Below are 1,713 nucleotides of genomic sequence, written 5' to 3'. Positions count from 1 at the left end.
CGCAAACCGAGCTCGGCCATCAACCGTTCCACGGTGCAACGAGCAGCGTCGATTCCCTTACGTCGCAGTGCTATCCAGATCTTGTCGGCACCATAGAGGGAGCGGTTCTCCTGGTGCGTTGCGCGTATCACCTTTTTGAGTTCCTCGTCTCGTCGGGCCCGCGCCGACGGTGGCCGGTTGCGGGCGTCGTAGTAGGTCGATGGGGCGATCGGGCATCGGTGCTCGGTGAGCACGCGGCAGATCGGCTCGACCCCATATTTGTCCTTGTGCGCGTCGATGAACCCGCAGATCACGTGTGTGGGCGGTCGAGCGACGCCGCGAAGAAAATCGAGGCCGCCTTCAAGATCTCGTTAGCTCGTTTCAGCTCCCGGTTCTCGGCGCGGAGCTTGCGCATCTCGGCAGCGTCCTGGGTGCTCGTACCCGGTCGCTGGCCGGCATCGACCTGGGCTTTGCGGACCCAGTTCAGCACCGTCTGCGCTGTCCGGATCCCCAGCTTCTCGGCGATCGACTCGGCGGCCTTCCAGTTCGAGGGGTAATTGGGCCTGACCTCGGCGAACATGCGGACGGTACGGTCCCGGAGTTCGGGGGGTAGTTGTTGGACGGACGTGACATGGACTTCATCCTCCTAAGAAGTGAAGTCTCCGAACAACCCGGGGCGGTTCAGTCTGTCTAACGTGCAGCGTCCGGTGAAGGTGCCAGCTGTGCCTCTGGATGGCTCCTCGTTGTCGAGAGGGTCAAGCTTGCATGCCGAGACGGTGCGCCGCGTCACGGGGTGAATCTATCTTGTGCCCATGGAGAACCCACGCTTGTTGTTCGTCCACGCCCACCCGGACGACGAGACGCTGACCACCGGCGCCACCATCGCGCACTACGTTGCGCGGGGTGCCCTCGTTCGGGTCGTCACCTGCACCCTCGGGGAGGAGGGCGAGGTCATCGGCGAGCGCTTCGCGCAGCTGGCCGTTTACGAGGCGGATCAGCTCGGTGGCTATCGAATCAATGAATTGACCTCGGCGCTGGCGGAATTGGGCGTCGACGGGCCGAGGTTCCTCGGTGGCGCCGGTCGATGGCGCGACTCAGGCATGGTCGGCACGCCGGTGCGCCACCGTCAAAGGTTCGTCGATGCCGATCCGCGAGAGGCTGTCGGTGCACTCGTCGCGATCATCCGCGACCTGCGGCCCCACGTCGTCGTCGCCTACGACCCCAACGGGGGATACGGACACCCCGACCACGTGCGGGCCCACGAGGTGACGACGGAGGCCGTGGCCGCTTCGGCAGACCCCGGCCACCCGGGCGAGCCTTGGCAGGTCCCCAAGTTCTACTGGACCGTCACGGCGCGCAGTGCGATCGACGTCAGCACGCGTGAACTGGCCACGATGGATCTTCCCGCCGACTGGGTCCTGGCCTCGGCCGACGAGTTCCAGTTCGCCTACGCCGATGCCGACATCGATGCCGTCGTCCACGCGCCCGAGAGCCGTGACGCGAAGATCGCAGCCCTTCGCGCGCACGCGACGCAGGTCACCGTGGAGCCCGGCGGCCGGGCCTGCGCGCTGTCCAATCACATCGCGCTGCCGATTCCGGTCAGCGAGCACTTCGTGCTTGCCGAGGGAGCGGCCGGCGAGCGGGACGGTCGCGGTTGGGAAACCGACCTCCTCGCTGGGTTGAACCTGTGATGGCAACGGCAAACGGGGTAAGCTCCAGATCAATTCAGCGGCC

3 protein-coding genes and 1 other annotated feature are annotated in these 1,713 nt (G+C 65.8%); of the genes, 1 reads left to right on the top strand and 2 read right to left on the bottom strand.

Annotated features, from left to right (window positions below; all coding sequences use genetic code 11):
• The coding region (locus VET27_RS05095) for an IS3 family transposase (RefSeq protein WP_526515767.1) at positions 1 to 293 on the bottom strand (293 nt) is incomplete at its 3' end.
• Positions 201 to 332 (bottom strand) — a sequence feature (AL1L pseudoknot). It overlaps the preceding gene by 93 nt.
• Positions 290 to 559 carry a hypothetical protein gene (locus VET27_RS05090; RefSeq protein WP_526515765.1) on the bottom strand — a complete coding sequence of 90 codons (270 nt, stop codon included), beginning with the start codon at positions 557 to 559 and terminating at the stop codon, positions 290 to 292. Its footprint overlaps the feature before it by 43 nt. The genes VET27_RS05090 and VET27_RS05095, both read right to left, overlap by 4 nt.
• Before the next feature lie 232 nt (positions 560 to 791).
• On the opposite strand from VET27_RS05090, the gene mshB reads away from it, so the two are divergent.
• The gene (gene mshB, locus VET27_RS05085; protein ID WP_526515763.1) at positions 792 to 1,670 is read left to right on the top strand and encodes an N-acetyl-1-D-myo-inositol-2-amino-2-deoxy-alpha-D-glucopyranoside deacetylase; all 879 of its coding nucleotides are present in this window, start codon (positions 792 to 794) and stop codon (positions 1,668 to 1,670) included.
• The last annotated feature ends 43 nt before the right edge of the window (positions 1,671 to 1,713 follow it).

Source organism: Mycobacterium sp., assembly GCF_035633495.1.
Classification (GTDB): domain Bacteria; phylum Actinomycetota; class Actinomycetes; order Mycobacteriales; family Mycobacteriaceae; genus Mycobacterium.
The sequence above is the reverse complement of the archived record's forward strand: the minus strand, read 5'-3'. Positions and strand labels throughout refer to the sequence as shown.